At 54.9% G+C, this 16332-nt stretch carries 8 protein-coding genes and 1 pseudogene; 5 read left to right on the plus strand and 4 right to left on the minus strand.

Annotated elements, in window-relative coordinates:
- The first annotated feature begins 24 nt into the window (after nt 1-24).
- The gene (locus ABX962_RS04155; protein WP_372716905.1) at nt 25-1341 is read left to right on the plus strand and encodes a 3-deoxy-D-manno-octulosonic acid transferase; all 1317 of its coding nucleotides are present in this window, start codon (nt 25-27) and stop codon (nt 1339-1341) included.
- Nucleotides 1342-1683: 342 nt separating this feature from the next.
- On the opposite strand, the gene ABX962_RS04160 is transcribed toward ABX962_RS04155, so the two are convergent.
- Nucleotides 1684-3210 carry a sensor histidine kinase gene (locus tag ABX962_RS04160; protein ID WP_372716907.1) on the minus strand — a complete coding sequence of 509 codons (1527 nt, stop codon included), beginning with the start codon at nt 3208-3210 and terminating at the stop codon, nt 1684-1686.
- Between the two features lie 497 nt (nt 3211-3707).
- On the opposite strand from ABX962_RS04160, the gene ABX962_RS04165 reads away from it, so the two are divergent.
- From ABX962_RS04165 to ABX962_RS04175, 3 genes are all read left to right on the plus strand, one after another.
- Nucleotides 3708-5993, plus strand: coding sequence for a bifunctional SulP family inorganic anion transporter/carbonic anhydrase (locus ABX962_RS04165; protein WP_372716909.1), 2286 nt, complete (start codon nt 3708-3710; stop codon nt 5991-5993).
- Between the two features lie 101 nt (nt 5994-6094).
- Nucleotides 6095-8278: a cation:proton antiporter gene (locus tag ABX962_RS04170; RefSeq protein WP_372716911.1), complete on the plus strand. Its 2184-nt coding sequence runs from the start codon at nt 6095-6097 to the stop codon at nt 8276-8278.
- Between the two features lie 146 nt (nt 8279-8424).
- Entirely contained in the window at nt 8425-9933 is a 1509-nt protein-coding gene (locus ABX962_RS04175) for a hypothetical protein (RefSeq protein WP_372716913.1), read from the plus strand.
- A gap of 109 nt (nt 9934-10042) precedes the next feature.
- Here the strand turns inward: ABX962_RS04175 and ABX962_RS04180 are convergent, their stop codons facing one another.
- Nucleotides 10043-10468, minus strand: a complete 426-nt coding sequence (locus tag ABX962_RS04180; protein WP_372716915.1) for an FHA domain-containing protein — start codon at nt 10466-10468, stop codon at nt 10043-10045.
- 308 nt (nt 10469-10776) lie between these two features.
- Here ABX962_RS04180 and ABX962_RS04185 point away from each other — a divergent pair, with 308 nt between their 5' ends.
- Nucleotides 10777-14415, plus strand: coding sequence for a hypothetical protein (locus ABX962_RS04185; RefSeq protein ID WP_372716917.1), 3639 nt, complete (start codon nt 10777-10779; stop codon nt 14413-14415).
- Nucleotides 14416-14537: 122 nt separating this feature from the next.
- Here ABX962_RS04185 and ABX962_RS04190 read toward each other — a convergent pair whose 3' ends face one another.
- Together ABX962_RS04190 and ABX962_RS04195 are read right to left on the minus strand one after the other, a co-directional pair.
- Nucleotides 14538-15464 carry an ATP-binding cassette domain-containing protein gene (locus ABX962_RS04190; protein ID WP_372716919.1) on the minus strand — a complete coding sequence of 309 codons (927 nt, stop codon included), beginning with the start codon at nt 15462-15464 and terminating at the stop codon, nt 14538-14540.
- 72 nt (nt 15465-15536) lie between these two features.
- A pseudogene (locus ABX962_RS04195) lies at nt 15537-16332 on the minus strand (hypothetical protein); the annotation flags it as partial.

Genomic DNA, 16332 nt, shown 5'->3' on the forward strand with positions numbered 1-16332 from the left:
CTTGTCCATTCGGAAAGGATTCCGATGTTCGCCAACCTGCTCTACGCCACCGCCTTATTTTTGCTTTCGCCCGTGGTCATGTATCGCATGATCCGGCACGGGCGGTATCGCCGCGGCGTCCGCGAAAAACTGTGGGGCATCTCGAAGTCGCACGCGGCGTCGTTGACGGCGGGCAAGCCTGCGATTTGGCTGCACGCAGTCAGCGTTGGCGAAGTCAATCTGATCAGCGGACTGGTCAAACGTTTAAAAACAACGCATCCCGAACATCAAGTTGTCGTCAGCACGTCGACCGACACCGGTTACGATTTAGCGGTGAAGTTATACGGCGCGAACCGCGTTTTCTTTTGTCCACTGGACTTTAGCTGGGCGGTCAAGCGAACGCTGCGAAACTTGTCGCCCGACATGCTGGTGCTGGCCGAGCTCGAGCTGTGGCCGAATTTGATTCGCATCGCGACGAATCTAGGTTCTCCGGTGATGGTCGCCAATGCCCGGCTGAGCCAGCGAAGTGCAGCGGGATACCAGCGTTTTGCCTTTTTAACCAAGGCGACGTTTGCGAGGCTCGCTTGGGTTGGCGCTCAAAACGAACAAACGGTACAGCGTTTCGTCGCCTGTGGAACGGCGGCCGACCGAATCGAGACAACTGGATCGATCAAGTTCGACAACGCGCCGAGCAATCGCGAAACCGTCGATGTTCAATCCCGCATCCAGTGGGCAGGCATCGATCCATGGAACCGAGTTTGGGTGGTTGGCAGTACCCAGCCGGGCGAAGAAACCATGGCGATCAAGATTTACAAGTCGTTGGTTTCCGAGCACCCCGAGTTGCGGTTGGTGCTGGTACCGCGTCACGTCGAACGATTTGATGCCGTGGCGAATTTGGTTTCCAACGCAGGATTGAACGTTCATCGGCGTTCGGTCGACCGGTCGCTGCATGAAACGAGTTGGGATGCCGATACCGTGATCCTTGTCGATACCATTGGCGAGCTCCGGCATTGGTGGGGCGTCAGCCAGATTGCCACCGTGGGCGGCAGCTTTGGAAGTCGCGGTGGCCAAAACATGCTCGAACCCGGCGCCTATGGCAGCGCGGTTTCCTTTGGCCCCGACACCAAAAATTTTAAAGAGATCGCCAACCAATTGATCGAGGCCGGAGGCGCCGTTCGCGTCGCGGACGCCCCCCAATTGCAGCAGTTTGTCGAGCGGTGTCTAACCGACATCCCCAGCGCCGATGCACTAGGCCGAGCCGCTCGCCGCGTGATCGCCGAGCATCAAGGAGCAACGCAGCGAACCATCGACGCATTGCAGCAACGCTTGCACCAAGCCAATCAAAAGCAACGCGCCGCATAGTGCGAGGCATGCCCATAACGAAACTAGCCGTAGCGAAACTCGCCAAGAGTTTCGTTCCGCGCGGGAAGGTTGCCTGAAACCTTGGGTTAGTAAATTCAGAACCTCGCCGAAAACGGAGTAAGCGCGATCCTTGCCGGTTCTGCCTTCGCGAACCGTCCCCTTCAAGTCTTTGGTAAGAACGCTGACATCGGCCGAGAAGGTTCGTTGTAACTTTGCCAAAGCCGTGCCAACCGACTGGCGATGAGTATTCCACCTTGGATGTCTGGCAACGAGAGCGAGTGTGCGAGTGACCATGTTGGGATGGCGGGAATCAAACGCGGTTTCATTCGGCGTTCGTTTTATTTACCGGTCGAGTTGTTGCGTGCTGTGCAAGACAGGCAATCTTGCTGTGACGATTACCCCGCCCTCGTCACGATTTCTCGCTTCAAGGGTGCCGCCATGATCGCCGATAATTTTCCGAGAAATGGGCAGTCCAAGACCGAGTCCGAGTTCTTTGGTGCTGAAGAAAGGCTCGAAGATTCGCTCCGACTCCTCAGGCAGTGAGCAACCGTTGTCCGCGACACTCAAGCGAACCCACCTCGAACTTGCACCACTTATCGACTTTTCAGACGACACGTCATGTTCGGCGGCGACCGTCACATCCACTTTTCCACCGTTGGGAATGAAGTCGAAAGCGTTGAGAATTAGATTCAAGAGCACTTGCCGCAACTGCGTTGCATCGCCCTGAACCGTCATCGCATCATCTGACATCGCATCCTCTGGCATCAAGCGGGTCACCTCAATCCCTCGTGTTTCGGCTCGGCTCGTGACGAGAGCGAATGTTTGCTGAACAATCTCTCGAAGATCAACCGGCTTCGAAACAAGTGAGGATGGCTTGGCAAAATCAAGAAACGTTTGCAGCAGCTTATCGACGCGAGTTATTTCATCATCCAAAACCGCTAGATCGTCTGCGTCAAGGTTTGACTTATTGTGACGCGCCGATTGAACGAGTGTTTTCATGCACATCAGCGGATTGCGAAGTTCGTGCGCCAACCCTGCACCGAGTCGCCCGAGAGCAGCGAGTTGGTCGGCGCGGATCACTTCCTTGTGCCTATTCTGAAGTTGCTCCACCACGCTGCCGACTCGTGTGGACACCGTCTCAAGCACCTGCTGTAAATCTTGCAGGCTGGGGTCGGCGGATACTTCAACTGGCCCCACCACCGTATCTAATTTTCCCGCAACGTCGCGAATAGGCACCGAAAGTAAGTACATTGAACGACTGATCGAGCGGGCCACGCCGTAACCAGCCACCAGTCCGACGGCGGCACCACAGGCTCCGAGCAATGCCATGGCCAACGACAGTTTCAATGCCATCGATCCGCTTCGCAAACTACTCTCTTCAAGTTCACTTTCGTTCAAATTGAGATACCGGCGTGAGGCAACCAAGACTTGTTTCGACAGTGTTTCTTCCTCCAATGCCTCGACTCGTTCTGAAGAAATCTGCGTGTCGGGGTCATCGACCAGTTGGTGCAGTTGGGCAAAGTATTTGTCGATGCCGCTGCGAATGACGGCCACCAGTGCCTTCTCGTCGTCGCCTCCCGACAAGCCGTCCGCTCTGTTGATCCATTCGTTGGCGGCGTCTTGATTCTGTATCGCAAGCAGCAAATACTCTCGGTCTTTCGTCAGCAGGTATCGGTCAAGTCCGTGACGCATTTCACGAACAATCAATTCCAATTCCTCCGCAGCACGGATGCTCGCAACGTTATTGCTGAGAATCTCCGAGTTACGCTTCTGCAGCTGGAGTACGTGCCAAGCCCCCGAAAAACCAAGGCAGAGCAATGCCATCCCCGTTACAGCGTGGATGAAGCTCAGCCTGCTTCGCAATCTCATCGAAAACTCCTTTGAGAGGGCGTGAAAGAAATTCAGTCGCCGAGACTAAATTTCAACACCGGTTGTGGAAAGTGACTTATTTTCAAAACTTGAATTTCTGTTGGACCCGTGGGCTGTCGATCGAATCAGCTGCAATGCGTTAGCGTCCGGTTCGAATCCGTTAGCCGTGGGCTAACGCTCGGAGACTGACTGTTGTTTTGCGATACGACATTAAAGAGGCAGTCGAACAAGCTGACCGGGGATTCGAAATGAGGGGAGTGACCAGAGCGGGTGTCAGTCCTAGGTTGCTTCTGATTCACGGGTAAAAGCGATCCCCGAACGCAAAGCCACGGAATTCCAATACGCTAACAGACAAACGGAGAGTCTTGCGAAGTAACCAACATCGCGGCACAGCCTTTGCGTTGCGCCGTGGGCGCAAACTTAAAAGCCACCTCGGTAAATCCGCTGGTAACAGCAATTGACGCAGACGCTAACTTGGACTCACGATGGAATCATGCATGGATGACACAGATGACACAAACGCCCCGACATCACTGGCAAACAATATCTTTCGAGATTCTACAGCATCTCTCGTTGTCTTTCTCGTGGCCTTGCCGTTGTGTCTTGGCATTGCACTTGCCTCGGGTGCACCCCTGTTCTCTGGAATCGTAGCTGGCATCGTTGGCGGAATCGTGGTGGGTGCTCTGAGCGGTTCGCATACCAGCGTCAGCGGGCCGGCGGCAGGTCTGACAGCTGTGGTTGCCGCACAGATTGCGAACCTTGGCGCATTTGATGCGCTGTTGCTTGCGGTTGTTATCGGGGGAGTAATTCAAATTGGGCTTGGGATCGCGAAAGCCGGAGCGTTGTCTGCCTTTTTTCCGTCAAGTGTGATTAAGGGGCTTCTGGCAGCGATTGGAGTGATCCTGATTCTTAAACAGCTTCCCCACTTACTCGGCCACGACACCGATCCCGAAGGTGAAATGTCGTTTTCGCAGCCGGACCACGAAACGACATTCTCCGAAATCGCAACGATCTTCCAAGGCGAGGTACATTTCGGAGCTGCCGTTGTCGGGTTTGCTTCGCTTGCGCTGCTTGTGCTTTGGGCCCGCTTGAAACCGCTCAAAAACTCGGGCATTCCAGCCCCGCTTGTCGTCGTGCTATTTGGAGTTGGATTACAGCTGCTGTTTTCGCGGTCTAGCAGCGGATGGTCGATTGGCACGAGTCATTTGGTGCAGATTCCGATTGCCGATAGTTTCTCGGAGTTTGCCAGTTTTTTTATGTTCCCGGATTTTTCCCAGTGGACTAACCCCGCGGTCTACGTCGCTGGCGTGACCATTGCCATTGTGGCTTCGTTGGAATCGCTGCTTAATCTTGAAGCCTCGGACAAACTGGACCCGCGTCGCCGCAATTCTCCAGGCAGCCGTGAATTATGGGCTCAAGGTGTAGCGAACGTGGTCGCCGGACTGATCGGCGGGATTCCGGTGACATCCGTGGTTGTCCGCAGCTCGGTCAACATCAACGCCGGCGCGGTTTCAAAGCGGTCTGCAATCCTTCACGGTGTCTTGTTGCTCGTTTGCGTTGGACTGTTTCCCGTCTATCTGAACATGGTCCCGCTGGCGGCGTTGGCAGCCATTTTGATTCACACCGGATTCAAGTTGGCGAGTCCCGAGTTGTTCCGCAACATGTGGAAACAGGGGCGGTATCAATTTGCGCCATTCATCATCACGGTTGTCGCAATCGTGTATAGCGATCTGCTGATTGGAATCGTGATCGGGCTGGTCGTCAGTGTCCTGTTCATTCTAAACAGCAATCTGCGCCGTCCGATTCGCCGAATCGTTGAGACGCACATTGACGGTGACGTGGTGCATGTAGAACTAGCGAATCAAGTCAGCTTTCTCAATCGTGCAGCGTTGGACACAATTTTCAATCAAGCAAAGCCGGGGTCAAAATTGCTGCTAGACGCATCGGAGTCCGACTACATTGATCCTGATGTTTTGAGTTTGATTCGGGAATTCAAAGAGGAAACCGGTCCTGCTCGCGGATTGAGTGTCGGTTTGCGGGGCTTCCGCGATCAGTACGATCTGCATGATGAAATTCAGTTCGCAGACTACTCAACCCGGGAACTTCAAGAAAGCCTGACCCCAGCACAAGTGCTCGACATTCTCGCCGATGGCAACAAGCGGTTTCATACGGATCGTCGAATTTCACGTGGCTACGGTCGGCCCATTGACACGACCGCCGGTGGGCAGCCGCCGCTCGCCGCTGTGCTAAGCTGTATCGATTCGCGTGTTCCCACCGAACTGGTCTTTGATCTCGGCATCTGCGACATCTTCAGTGTGCGTGTGGCTGGTAATGTGATCGGCACGAATTCATTGGGCAGTCTCGAGTACGCGGTTACCGTTGCCGGTGCAAAGCTGGTGCTCGTAATGGGGCACACACGTTGCGGTGCCATATCCTCGTCGGTAAACTTCCTGGATCAACGAAACGATTCCCAGCATGCTAGCGGTCGTCCGCACTTGCATGCGATCGTTTCTGAGATTCAAGAATCGGTGGAAGGCAATGAATGCCGGGGGGTCGCGACCATGCATCCAGACGCAATGGATGAATGTGTTGATCGGATTGCCAAGAGGAACGTCCAACGCTCGGTTCGCGAAATTGTTAATCGCAGTCACGCAATCCGCAGCGCAGTCGAGGTTGGGGAATTACTGGTCGTCGGTGCGATGTACGACGTCAAGACGGGGGTTATCGATTTTTTCGTCGACGACTCGGTTACAATTGAATCCCAGCAAGAACTCGTTTCTTGAATGATAGTAACCGCTACCGACCAACAGCGGCCAATGACGGTTCAAAATTCATACGGGGCCTCGCGTTCAGGATTAGCGTATAACGGATCAGGCCTCACAACATGCATTCTAACGAAATCCTCACGACGTTCACGGTCGCTGCCGCCTTGGGCGTCTGTCTGTTCACGGTGGCTGGATTCTTAGAAGTTTCAGCAATCGTCGTGTTACTCATCGGCGGTGTGATTGCGGGCCCTCAGGTCCTTGGAATCGTGAACCCATCGGACCTCGGAAGTGGGCTCAGCACGATCATCTCATTGGCGGTTGCAATTATTCTTTTTGAAGGCGGGCTGACTCTTGATCTGAAAGGTTACCGGTCAGCGAGCAAAGAGATATGTAGAGTTCTCACGATTGGGGTTCTTGTCACCTGGATCGGAAGCACGCTACTGATTTGGACGCTGTTCCGATTTGATCCCGCGTTCTGTTTCCTTGCTGCGAGTCTCGTCATTGTGACGGGGCCTACCGTGATCGGACCGCTCTTGCACCGCATTCGTGTGCGCGAACGTCTTCACCACATCTTGCACTGGGAAGGCGTGCTGATTGATCCCATTGGAGTCTTCATTGCGCTGCTGTGCTACGAGTTCTATGTTAGCACCGACGGTAATCATCAAGTTGTCGTCACCGAATTCCTGATGCGATTCTTCGCCGGCGCCATGTTCGGAATGGTGTTCGGCTTTCTGCTTGATCTGGTGATGCGACGTGGCTGGATTCGAGAAGATCACACGAATATCTTTGTGCTTTCGATGGCCATGTTAAATTTCGGTTTGGCCGATCTTGTGATCTCTGAAAGTGGCCTGTTGAGCGTGACGGTCGCCGGTCTCGTTCTCGGTAGTCGAAAAACGCCGCAATTGCGCAGTATCGTTTCGTACAAAGTGGAACTCAAAGACTTTCTAATCGGGTTGCTCTTCATCCTGCTGGCCGCCAACCTCGATCTCGCCGCATTCCTGGATTATGGATGGAAGATCGCCGCAGTGGTGCTGGGCATCATGCTGCTGGTGCGGCCGTTGAACATCTTCTTTTCCATGTACGGCAGCACGCTCGGTGTCAAGGACAAGCTGTTTCTTAGCTGGATTGCTCCGCGAGGCATCGTCGCCGCGTCAATGGCCTCGTTGTTCACCCTTCAGCTAAAGCAGATCGGTGAGCCGGAATCAACCTTTTTGGAAACGTTCACGTATTCGGTGATTGCGGGAACGGTACTCGCGCAAGGGATGACCGCCGGTATGGTCGGCGGTTTACTCGGTGTTCTGCGACCGGTCGCTTCGGGCTGGATTATTGTTGGCGCCAACCCCGTTGGTCGTAAGGTTGCGTCCTTCCTGAAAGCTCAAGACATTCCAGTCGTTGTGATCGACACCAACGCAAGAGACGTTCGCGTTGCGATGCGAGAAGGGCACACCGCACTCAGCGAAGATGCAATGCTGATGGCCCCCGACACTCATCCTCCAATTTACAGTTGCGGGAACCTCATTGCACTGACCCCCAATCCCGACCTCAATCGAATGCTGTGTCGCCGTTGGTCCGAGATCGTTGAAGGTTCCGTGTTCCGCTGGGAACCATCTGGATACGAAACGGAGGAGAATGCACACTTGTTAGTCGGCGAAAAAGTGTGGGATCAAATCCCACTGAACCGCTGGATGCAATCCGGTAGTGAATCGATACCGTTGGAAATCGTTCACGCTGCCGACGGTACTCCGTCGCCCAGCAATGTATTGATGACGGCAAACGGGCGCGGAGTGACGACCAAACGTCCCTCCGTCGTCGGCAATGGTGACCGTGCATGGCTGGTCTATCACGCGACACCTGAAGACACCCGCAGCACCATTCCTCTGTCGCCCAGCAACGTCATTCTGTCGGATCAGCACGAACTATTTGATTTGTACCGTGAGATGGTGGTCCAACTAAAAAACACAAATCCGGGAGTCCAGCCAGACTGCCTTCTCGATGAAATGTGGAAGCGTGAGGAAGACTACACCAGCTTGCTCGGGCACGGAATTGCATTGCCACATGTCTGGACAGACGAAGTGGACCGAGCCGTTCTCATCGTTGGACGCCCTAAAACGGAAGTCATCTGCCCGCTAACGAATTCAACAATCGAGATCGTGTTCATGCTGATCAGCCCCTCCGGCAAGCCCGATGAGCATCTACGAAATTTAGCTCAGATCGCCAAGCTGGTTGGCACCGACGCGAAGCGAGCCAAACTTCGTCGAGCGACCTCTGCCGAAGAACTCTACGAAATCATCACCTCCCTCTGAACGTCGCCCCAAAGACAACCGTGTCGTTCCAGCAGTCGGTGTTTGCCCAAAAGCCTAGGCGACTTTCGCTACGTGATTATTTGTGGGTCACTTGCTGGCGAACTCGTTACAATCGACGGTAAGACTCATTTACCGGAGAGAATCAAATGTCAGCGTTACAGCGGCGGACTTTCTTAGCTTCCACGGCGGCCGGTTTAGGACTCAGCGGCTTGCTGCAGTCTTTGGGGCCCCTCTCGGCTGCAGATGTCACGATCGACCGTGGCATCGCACGCTTTTCCAGTGACATTGAGCCACTGGTGAGGTTTTTAGAAGAAACGCCCCAACAATCGATCATCGAAGCGACCGCGAAGCGAGTGAAAACGGGCCTGAGCTATCGCGAACTGCTCGCCGCCTTGTTGCTAGCGGGCGTGCGGAATGTCGAACCACGCCCTTCGGTGGGATTCAAATTCCACGCTGTGCTAGTGGTTAATTCAGCTCATTTGGCGAGCATCAGCGGCCCCGACGAAGATCGATGGTTGCCGATTTTCTGGGCCATCGACAACTTTAAAAGCTCACAAGCACGCGATGTCCGAGAAGGGAACTGGACGTTGCCGGCGGTCGACGAATCCGCATTGCCCGCAGCCAATCAAGCTGAAAAGACGCTTCGCACCGCGCTGGACCGCTGGGACGAATCGGCATCCGATGCCGCGATCACTTCGTTGGTCCGTCACTCGGGCGCCAATCGTGTTTTTGAAGTGCTCAGCGGCTACGCCGCTCGTGACTTTCGCAGCATCGGACATAAAGTCATCTATCTGTCGAACGCCTTCCGAACGTTGCAAACAATTGGATGGGAGTATGCCGAACCGGTGATGCGAAGCCTTGTATACGCAATGCTCAATCACAATGGCGAACCCAATCCATCGACGAGCGATTTAGAAGCCGATCGGCCGGGCCGGATCAATCACATTGCCGCTCAAAATATCTCTGCGTCGCTGGCGGGTGGAACAATCGATGATGTAGCGACGCGAGATCTGGTGAGGACGCTGCATGATTGTTCACCGATCGAAGCCAGCGAATTGGTGGCGGAGCTAATTGAGAAAAACATCGCCGTCCAGTCGATTTGGAACGGTTTGTTTGCCGCGGCAGGGGAATTGTTGATGCGTCAGCGAGGGATCGTCTCGCTTCACTCCGTCACCACCAGCAACGCGATTCATCATGCGTTTTCCGCAGCGAAGGACGAGCAGACACGCAAAGTGCTGCTGCTGCAAAACGCCTCGTTTTTACCGATGTTTCGCGATGCAGCAGCAGGGCGTGGTGCATTAAACGAGACTCACATCGATGAACTCGCAGCAACGCAGCCCCCCAACCATTCGCCCACGGTCGCCGAGGTGTTCGAGACGATGGGCAAGAGCCGGAAAGAAGCGTCGCTTCAGATGTATCAACTGTTATCCGCCGGCGGCAATCCGCAAGATGTCGTCGATCATGCACGACGCTTGGTATTTTTGAAGGGCAACGATTCGCACGATTACAAGTTCAGCTCAGCCGCACTAGAGGACTACCGAGTTCTTTCGCCGCCGTGGCGAAACCGTTTCCTCGCCGCATCGACCTACCAATTGTGCAGCCCGGCCGAAACGACTCGCCCCTTGGTCACGCGGATTCAAAGTGCGATCGGTTGACGCGTCGGTTTTGAAGTTGCGCTTTTGTCGCTATTCCCAGCAAATCACAACTTCGAAAGGCCGAGGCGAGTCGATCGATTTCCATCCTTCGCTGACGCGACAGGGGGAATCACCCCAGCACCCGGCGCCACCACGGCTTGGGATCTGCCGGAGCATCCAATTGGTACACCGGCAGCGGACGTGTCCGATCCACGCTACCTTCGCGTGGATACTGCTGTGACGCGGCGAGTTCATCTGGGGAAGAAAATTGAATCTCTAATTCCAACGCACCAATTTGCACCACTTGGTTCGGCATCAAGACATGTTGCTGGATTCGATTGTCATCGACGTAGATTCCGTTGGTCGACCCCAAGTCTTTGATCACCAAACCCTCGTCGCCGTTGAGCGTAAATTGACAATGCTGGCGACTGATCGAGTGATGATTGATGCACAGGTTGGAATCGGGATCACGTCCCAACAACACCGGCGGCTTGAACGTCCAACTACGCCGATTGAGCCCAGGGACCTCGTTTTTAAGCACGAGCTTATAAATCATGATTTGTACCGTCGACTTCGAAAGAAAAGAAAGCGTCAGGGTTTTCGTCGGTGCCGCAATCGCCAGAATCAATTTGATTCAGCCGCTATCAAAGATCCGCCTAAGAGAGGTACCGGTTGGTATCATTCTAGTATTTGCGTGGCGGCTTTCGTACCAAACTTCGCCCACTTCCGCTGATTTGGTCGGCAAAAGTCGCTAAAAGTCGCCCAAAGTAGTACAAAAACTCATCTTGGGGTTTGGGGGTCGTTGCCGTTACACTGTGGTCCGGATCTTCTCTTCTTCGTTACATTGGCGGCAAGGATGTGCCTGTGACCACCGACGACTTTTTGCTCGATCAACTCGAGCGAACGCAGCAGGAACAAACGCATCGTCGTCGCGAAAATCGCAATCGACGGCGGCGATACTACCTGCTCGGCGGACTGCTGTTCGTTGGTTTCTTGATGCTGGCGGCCCCCAGCTTGGTTAGCCATTCGCCGGTCGGCAGATCGATGGTCGCTCGCGCCGCTGCGGTATACGGTTTTGATGCCACCGCAGACGGAATCCGTGTTGGCTGGGTGACGCCGCTGCGGATCACCGGGTTGGCGATCGAGGGACGAGAAGCGGGCAGCAAATTCAGAGTTGAGCAGCTCGACACGGAATTGACCGTGATGGATCTGGTCGGGACCATGAAAAGTGATCTTGGTGCGATCCTGGTGCGCGGAGTCGACATCCAGTGTGATGTTCGCGATGGTCAAAGCAGTGTCGAAGAGGACCTGCGAATCCTGTTGGACCAACCGGCCACCGAGGGCCCCGCCACCACCGCAATGATCGACATCAGCGACGTGACGCTGACGGTCAAGGACGCAACCAGCGGCGAGACTTGGCGATTATCCCAAGCGAGCACGAAGCTTGAACTACGCGGCGAATCATTACAGAGTCGATTTACTGGCGTCTTGGCCGAACCCCGTGGCAGCCAGGGATCGCTGCAAGGAGCAGTTGAGTTCGATTTTGGTTCGCTCGACCACCCCAGTTCGACTTCGCCTTGGAACATCGATCTGACCTGTGATTCGCTGCCCTTATCCGTCGTCTCTTTGGTTCGCCGACGGATGAGTGCGTATGCGGATCAGATTCCAGCTCAATTGGTGGGCGATGCCACCGGTAATCTAAAAATCCGCGGCAGCCGTGATGGATCGGTCGACGCCGACGTGACTCAGTTCCAAGTTCGCAACCTCGAGGCGGCAAACCTACAACAAGACACCCGCCGCTGGACCAACAAACTTGCGATGCTTGATGGTCGCTTGACGCTACAAAACGAACGCGTCATCGGCCAGGGATTGGTCGCGACGACCGACTTTGCCTCGCTGAAGCTCGATGGCGCGTTTTCAACCTCGATTACCCTCGTCGGCGCCAGCGACAATCCGGTGCGTTGGCTTGATGCACTCGAAGGAACCGCCAGTGCCGAAGTCGATTTGGCGGCACTCGATCATGCCTTGCCCGGCGTTTTGCCAATCCGCAACGATGCCGAACTGGTTTCGGGACGAGCCCTGGCCACAATCGAATCATTGCCGTCAAGTGACGCTCGGCGACGACGATTGAGTCTGCGCAGCGACGCACTACGCGCGCGATCGCGAGGCCAAGCCGTGGTAATCGACCCGGTCGAGATGACCGCAATCGTTTCGAGTAACCAAGACCGCATCCAAGCCGAACAGTTCAAATTAACCAGTTCCTTTGCGGCAGCTAGCGGCCAAGGCAACTTACAAAGCGGTGCAACCGATATCGAAGTCGATTTTGGTCGATTGGCCAACATGCTGCGTCCGATCATCGATTTGTCGAGTTCATCGCTAGCCGGTTCCGCGCGTGGCAAGATCCAGTGGAATGCATCCGGTGGCGATCAGTGGCGTTTGACGGGCAATGCCGACGCCAAAGACCTGTTGATCGAACTGCCTGGTGGGAATCGGCTGCGGCACCCCGCATTGCGAATGAATGTCGACGCGGTGGGCCAATGGCAAGCGGGCCAGATTGAATCGTTGTCGGTGGCAAACGCCACGCTGTCGAGCAGCGGGCTGAATCTGCGAGCGGAACTTGTTCAAGGAATTCAACACCCCGATGCGAACACGCGATTTCCGCTTCGTATCCAAGGCGACGGACGCCTCGAAGCGCTGGCCGATACACTTGGCCCTTGGTTGCCGGCAGAACTGCACGATTTCGACGGCGGATTCACCATGAATGCGCGTGCCGATGTCTCGTCGTCAGGCGGTCGTTTGACCGGTACGACGATCGAGTTGACACAGCCCCACATGGCCTACGCCGACCGCTATTTCAGCCAACCTGAAATCAAACTGCATTTCAGTGGCGACTATGACTGGACGACGTCTTCGCTGGATTGCCGGTCCTTGACGATTGTCGGAAATGCCGTCTCGGCAGCCATCGAAGGCGAATGGAATGCCGAGCGGACGGATCTCGAAATTGCTTGGCAAGCCAAGCTAGAACGCATCCAAGGCAGCATGAAAACGCGAGTGGCAAACCGAGTCATCCCCGCGATCAGCCAAGTCGGTTACCGTCCGGGGCAAACGGTCCAGACCGATGAATGGTTGGTGATGGGCGACTGTGATGGCCGCTTTATTGTGACCAGTCAAAAAGGTCGATACGCTGTCCAGACCGAGATGAATGGTAAAGGCGTCGCCGTCGTTCAACCCTCGCAGGCGAGTGCGGCTTCGCAATTGGTTGGCCCCGTTCGTAACGCGATGGGGGCTATCACAGCGAATCCGAATGCAACCGTCTCAGCTGGCTTGAATGCGGGTTCACGAGTGGTCTGGGCTGAACCGAATGTAAAAATCAACGGCACGATTCATGTCGACCCAACCAGTGGCGGTGTGGTGACCGATTCGCTGAAATTATCAAGTGATTGGTTCGCGACCAGTTTAACCGGCCACGCGGTTTGGAATGATTCGCTTGGGGACGTTTCGGTAAAAGGTCCTGCGAGAATCAAAATGACGGAGGTCGCCAAACGCCTCAGCGAACTTGCCGGAATGCAGATTCAATTGCAAGGCGTCCAAGAGACTCCGATCGAGATTGCGGTCAAACGTCAAGCTGACGAGCACATTGCGATGAGTGTGCTAGCTAACCTTGGCTGGGAAGCGGGCGAAGTCGCCGGGGTGCAGTTTGGTCAAGCGAATATTCCGGTGCGGTTGACCGAAACGAGCGTTTTCGTGTCACCTGCCTCGATCCCGGTCGATCAAGGCCGATTGAATATTGCCGGCGATGTCCATTATCGGCCAGGGCCGCTGTGGATGCGAGTTGAACCAGGCCGGGTGGCGGAATCGATCCGACTGACACCTGAAATGACCGATCGCTGGCTTAAGTATTTGGCGCCGCTGGCGGCCAATGCAACTCGCATTGATGGAACGCTAAGTGCCGAGATCGATGAAGCCATCGTGGTTATTGATCGACCCGAGCAGAGCCGCGTGGTAGGTCGTTTAAACATCGATTCGATCGACATGAACTCAGGTCCCATGGCAAACCAAATCATCGGTGGAATCAAACAACTTCGCTCGCTCGCATCAATCGGAACACCACAAGCCGCTGTGAATCCCGAGACGACGCTGATTCGTGTGCCTGCGCAAACCGTCGACTTTACGGTCGATCGCGGCGTTGTCAGCCACCAACGAATGTTCTTTGAAGTGGACCGCGCCCAAGTGGTCACCAGCGGAAATGTTTCATTCGATGGCAACTTGAATTTGATCGCCCAGGTGCCGCTGGATGCCCGTTGGCTGGGAAGCAATCTGCAAGGCTTGGCCGGACAACCAGTCACGCTGCCAATCGAAGGAACGTTCTCGCGCCCTCGTTTGGATTCGTCGGGCGTGCGAAAAGTCGTGACCGAATTAGGGGTGCAGGCGGTCCAGGATTCAGCCGAGAATTACCTACAGAAGCAACTCGGTCGCGGCATCGACAAAATCTTTGGCCGTTAAGCTGCAGCGAGATCGATCGCATTGCGGATTGGTTCATGTGGAATTGGCATCCAGCCAGTCATTGCACCTCGCCAGGCTGGAAGGCAATTCCGCTTTTTAGTCGACGTCCGCAAGATCAACGACTATGTGACCAAGCCTTTGGTCACCGTCATAAAGACATCCTCGAGCGTGGGATCGCGATCGTTAAACGAACGCATTCGCACCCCCGCTTTGATCAGTTCATCGAGCAAATTGGCCAATCCTTCGTCATCCGTTTCCAGCTCGGCGATCACACGAGTCGGCTCTTGTTCGAGCGACCGCAGTGCCGGACTGCTTCGCAGAATCGACAGCCCCGCTTCCAACCCGGTTAAGAAGTCAATCTCGACAATTCGGTTGCGACGGATTTGCCGGTACACGCTGCCAATCGGACCACTCATCAACAATTGGCCTCGTTCGATGATGCCGATCGACGTACAGCAATCCGCCAACTCTGTCAGAATATGACTGCTGATCAAAATCGTTTTGCCCATTTTACGAAGCTCTTTCAGCAACGCTTTGACTTCGATTCGTGCACGTGGATCGAGCCCCGAGGCCGGTTCGTCCAAGATCAATACCGGAGGATCATGGACCAGTGTTTTGGCGAGGCACAAACGCTGCTTCATCCCTCGCGATAAACCGTTGACGAAGTCGTTGCGTTTGTGACCAAGATCCAACAGTTCCAACACGTTATCGATAATCTGCTTTCGCTCGGTGCGACCGATTCGGTAAGCGACGGCAAAGAAGTCCAAGAACTCCCATACTCGCATGCCGTCATAGACGCCAAAGTTATCGGGCATGTAACCGATGGATTGCCTCACACCGACGGGGTCGGCCATCACATCGCAGCCGGCCACCGATCCGCTCCCACGACTTGCCCGCAACAGCGTCGCAAGAAAGCGAATCGTGGTGCTCTTTCCGGCACCGTTGGGACCAATGAAACCAAACGTTTCGCCCGCAGCAATATCTAAGTCAATGCTCTCGACGGCCGTGAAATCGCCATAGTCTTTTCCGAATCCTTTGAGCGTGATCATCAAGTTTCCTGGGGCCGAACGGTGGGCGGTGAATTTCAGTGTTGCAATGCTGGTAGGGATGAGCGAGCCGATTTACTTCTCTGATTCATCCTCATCCTCGCTCTGCACTTCCGATTCCAAAGGTTCGGTCAACGATTTACGAAAATCGACGACCAAATTGACATCCGATTGTGGCTCGGGCGCCGGTGGAAAACGAAGGTTGGCAACTACAACCGTCTGCGAACTGCGTTGGTTTGCTTGGGGGGTGACGGTCATTCCAGGGATCGATTCTTCGATTCGTCCAACTAAGCGTGACGAGTCGGCTGGAACCGATTTGTCCGCTAGAAACGCACTCATCACGCGAGAAACCTGAAGCGGTAGATCCGTAGATACTTTGACGGTAGCGTCGTCACGAAAACGCAATTTGGTTTTCGAACCGGCCGAACAGAGGCCCACGACAGCAAGTTGCGTTTGATCGTCGCCGGTTTTGGCAACCACAAAGGAATCGAGCAAGTCGTATTCGGTTCCGTTGACCAGCGTTTCGCCGTCCAGATAGATGCCACCACCAAGGTCAACGATCTGCTCGGCGCGAACCATTTGAGTTTGGTTACTGCCAACGGCGACTCCTGACAACATCGGCCCCTCTTCGAAATCGGTCCGGAATCGAAGTGGTTCGTCGGCCGGGTTGGCCTTGGATTGAGGGATCGCATTTGCAACCGCGTCGACGGTGCTGAATTGCATGTCGTACGTGCTCGACAATGAATTGTAGATGGCGATGACGCGAGCCAGGTGTCCGCGTTCGTACCCAGGCTGGGTTTCCAAAATCGCCAGCTCCGTTTGGCTGCGTGCAAACCCAATATCAAGTTGCGCCGAGCGAGCGACCCAAATA

It is taken from the genome of Novipirellula sp. (assembly GCF_041583735.1).
Classification (GTDB): domain Bacteria; phylum Planctomycetota; class Planctomycetia; order Pirellulales; family Pirellulaceae; genus Novipirellula.

What these genes read in the sequence shown, in the direction of transcription:
- ABX962_RS04155 (WP_372716905.1), top strand. Translation starts at nt 25, where the DNA reads ATGTTCGCCAACCTGCTCTACGCCACCGCCTTATTTTTGCTTTCGCCC.
- ABX962_RS04160 (WP_372716907.1), bottom strand. Translation starts at nt 3,210, where the DNA reads ATGAGATTGCGAAGCAGGCTGAGCTTCATCCACGCTGTAACGGGGATG.
- ABX962_RS04165 (WP_372716909.1), top strand. Translation starts at nt 3,708, where the DNA reads ATGGATGACACAGATGACACAAACGCCCCGACATCACTGGCAAACAAT.
- ABX962_RS04170 (WP_372716911.1), top strand. Translation starts at nt 6,095, where the DNA reads ATGCATTCTAACGAAATCCTCACGACGTTCACGGTCGCTGCCGCCTTG.
- ABX962_RS04175 (WP_372716913.1), top strand. Translation starts at nt 8,425, where the DNA reads ATGTCAGCGTTACAGCGGCGGACTTTCTTAGCTTCCACGGCGGCCGGT.
- ABX962_RS04180 (WP_372716915.1), bottom strand. Translation starts at nt 10,468, where the DNA reads ATGATTTATAAGCTCGTGCTTAAAAACGAGGTCCCTGGGCTCAATCGG.
- ABX962_RS04190 (WP_372716919.1), bottom strand. Translation starts at nt 15,464, where the DNA reads ATGATCACGCTCAAAGGATTCGGAAAAGACTATGGCGATTTCACGGCC.